Source organism: Polaromonas sp. P1_E3 (assembly GCF_056405935.1).
The window spans coordinates 1-3,094 of the sequence record NZ_JBFUBD010000324.1; the positions used below are offsets into that span (position 1 = coordinate 1).

General features: G+C 61.5%; 3 protein-coding genes and 2 riboswitches. All 3 genes read left to right on the forward strand.

The window, feature by feature from the left end; translation table 11 throughout:
* The first annotated feature begins 52 nt into the window (after positions 1-52).
* Entirely contained in the window at positions 53-1,330 is a 1,278-nt protein-coding gene (locus AC1D0Z_RS18565) for a TRAP transporter large permease (protein ID WP_477659670.1), read from the forward strand.
* An 87-nt stretch (positions 1,331-1,417) separates the two neighbouring features.
* Complete coding sequence (locus AC1D0Z_RS18570) at positions 1,418-1,981, forward strand: hypothetical protein (protein ID WP_477659671.1); 564 nt, start codon at positions 1,418-1,420, stop codon at positions 1,979-1,981.
* A gap of 26 nt (positions 1,982-2,007) precedes the next feature.
* Positions 2,008-2,125, forward strand: a riboswitch (glycine riboswitch).
* A gap of 19 nt (positions 2,126-2,144) precedes the next feature.
* Positions 2,145-2,248: riboswitch (glycine riboswitch) on the forward strand.
* Between the two features lie 130 nt (positions 2,249-2,378).
* The coding region (gene gcvT / locus AC1D0Z_RS18575) for a glycine cleavage system aminomethyltransferase GcvT (protein WP_477659672.1) at positions 2,379-3,094 on the forward strand (716 nt) is incomplete at its 3' end.

The following is a 3,094-nucleotide window of genomic DNA, read 5'->3' on the forward strand; positions in this document are numbered from 1 at the left end:
GCCCCCTAGGGGGGCAGGGAACACACGAAGTGAGTGACCGTGGGGGCCAAGTATGACCGCCGTGATGATCTCGACCATGGTGTTGTGTTTCGCACTCACCGTTTCCGTGGCCGTGTCTATCGGGCTGGCCTCCATCTTTGGCATCCAGGCGTCCAATGCCAACATGCTGATTTCGGTCAAGGAGATGTTCTCCTCGATCAATAAATTTCCGCTGGCCGCGATCCCCTTTTTCATCCTGGCCGGCAACCTGATGGAAACCGGTGGCATCTCGCGCCGGCTTGTCGAGTTCGCCAAAAGCATTGTGGGCGGCGTCCAGGGCGGCCTGCCCATGACCTGCGTGCTGACCTGCATGATCTTTGCGGCCGTCTCCGGCTCGTCGGTGGCCACGACTTTTGCCATTGGCGCCATCCTGATCCCCGCGCTCATCAAGCATGGCTACCCCACCGCCTACGCCGCAGCCCTGCAGGCTACCAGCGCCGAACTGGGCGTCATCATTCCGCCATCCATTCCCATGATTCTTTACGGCGTCAGCGCCGAAGTTTCGATCGGCGAACTCTTTATTGCCGGCTTTGGCCCCGGGCTGCTGATCGGCGGTGCCTTGATGTTGTTTGTACACCTGTATTGCCGCTGGAAAGGTTGGGGCAAACAGGACGGTGACGGCCGCCTGGGCTTCGGCAAGGCAACCTGGCAGGCGGGCTGGGCACTGCTGATGCCCGTGATTATTCTGGGCGGGATTTATGGGGGAATTTTTACACCGACCGAAGCCTCTGCCGTAGCGGTGTTCTACGCGCTGGTCGTGGGCATCGTGATCTACCGCGAAATCAGGCTGGCCGACCTCTACGTCATCCTGCGCAAATCGGTGATTTCCAGCGCCGTGATCATGTTCATCATCGCCAACGCCGGGCTGTTTGCCTTCCTGATCACCCGGGCCGGCGTGCCGGACGCCATAGGCCGCTGGCTGGAGGCAGTGCTGCAATCACCCGCCCTCTTCCTGCTGGGCGTCAACGCGGCACTGTTCATCATCGGCATGTTCATTGAAACCAGTGCAGCCATCATCGTGCTCGCGCCCATCCTGGCGCCGGTGGCGGTGCATTTCGGCATAGACCCGGTACATTTCGGCTTGGTGATGGTGGTCAACCTCGCGCTTGGCATGATTACGCCACCTTTCGGTGTGAATCTTTTTGCTGCCTGCACAGTGGCCAAAATATCGCTGGACCGCATCGTGCCCTACCTGCTTCCCTTTGTACTGGTCATACTGGCTTGCCTGATGGTGATCACTTACGTACCGCAACTCTCGTTGGGCCTGCGCGACCTGGTCTACGCCAAATAGTCATCTACAGAAGGACATTCGGAAGGGGATTCACGAAGCTGTCACGTCCGGTCGTCATGCTCAGGCTTTCATTTGAGGATGAAATCCATGCAGCTCCACAAAACCGACCGTGCCCGCGCCGAGCTTAGGCCCGGTGTGAGAACGCTGGGCCAGCGCGAGCGCACCTTGCTGCTGATGGCCGACGGCAGCAAATCTGCCCAGGATTTCCGTCCGCTGTTTGACGGCGACGGCGAAGCCATTGCCCTGCGTCTTTTGCGCGAAGGGTTTCTGGAGGCTCATCCCGGGAAGACGTCCGCATCTGCAAAAGCCGCCGCACCTGCGCCCACACCCACCCAGGTGCAACTGCAGAACTTTCCCAGCCCCGAAACCACGCAGGCCATCCAGGTAGCAGCCGACCAGTTTGAAGGCAGACGCTCGCTTGCCACGACCCGCATGTTCCTGTTCGACATCTGCGAGCGCATGTTCGCCCGGCGCAACCCGGAAATGGCCGAGCGCTTTCGCGAAGCGCTGCGCAACGCCAAGGACCGCGAGACCATGCTCACCGCTTCACGCGAAATGCTGGAAGAAATCGAGAAAATCGCGGGCCATGAGCGCGCCGACTCCATCAGCGAGCGCATTGCCATGCTGCTGCCCCAGCATCTGGCAGCCTGATCGGCCTCATGGCGGCTTCCGTTACACTTGCCGGGTCAGGAGAGAGTTTTCCTTAGCGAAAACCGCCGAAGGCGCACGAGCACCCTGGGGGCACCCCCTTGTGTCGCACTGAACGCTCAGGCAAAAGGACTGGCAACCGCCCTGCGGCGCACCACGCTGCAGGTCGTTCCCTACTGGAGAGAGGCAGCCTTTCACAGGCCGCCCACCGAAGGAGCAAACCCGCATCGCCGGGTGAATCTCTCAGGTAAAGTGGACAGCAGGGGCAGCCCATGGTTTTTGACCATGACCGTGTTTGCCCCCGGAGAATGCCTTGTCCGATTCGTCCACTCCTTCCGCTACCCCTGAAACCCTGCTGAAAACGCCCTTGCACGACCTGCATGTGGAGCTTGGCGCGCGCATGGTGCCTTTTGCGGGCTATTCCATGCCGGTGCAGTACCCCGCGGGCCTGATGGCCGAACACCACCACACACGCCAGGCGGCCGGTCTTTTCGACGTGTCCCACATGGGCCAGTTGCGCCTGGTGGGTGCCGAAGCGGCGGCGGCCCTTGAATCCCTGATCCCCGTCGATGTGATCGACCTGCCCGCCGGCAAGCAGCGCTACGGTCTGCTGCTCAATGACCAGGGCGGCATCATCGACGACCTGATGTTCTTCAACCGCGACTACGCGAATGGCGGCGACCTCTTCATCATCGTCAATGGCGCCTGCAAGGTGGGCGACATCGCACACATCAAAGCCAAAATCGGCTCACGCTGCGACGTCATTCCCATGCCCGAAATGGCGCTCATGGCGCTACAGGGCCCGCAAGCCGTCACTGCCTTGCAGCGTCTGGCCCCGGCTGTCGAAAAGCTGGTGTTCATGACCGGCGGGCGCTTCACCGTGGCCGGCTGCGACTGCTTCATCACCCGCAGCGGCTACACCGGCGAAGACGGTTTCGAAATCTCGGTGCCCGCGACGCAAGCCGACACGCTCGCACGCGCGCTGCTTGGGCAACCCGAAGTCAAACCCATCGGCCTGGGCGCGCGCAACTCGCTGCGGCTCGAAGCCGGCCTCTKCCTTTACGGCAACGACATCGACACCACCACCACCCCCGTAGAAGCCAACCTCAACTGGGC

Excerpts from the sequence above, each read along its gene's own strand:
- AC1D0Z_RS18570 (WP_477659671.1), top strand. The coding sequence starts at position 1,418 with ATGCAGCTCCACAAAACCGACCGTGCCCGCGCCGAGCTTAGGCCCGGT.
- AC1D0Z_RS18565 (WP_477659670.1), top strand. The coding sequence starts at position 53 with ATGACCGCCGTGATGATCTCGACCATGGTGTTGTGTTTCGCACTCACC.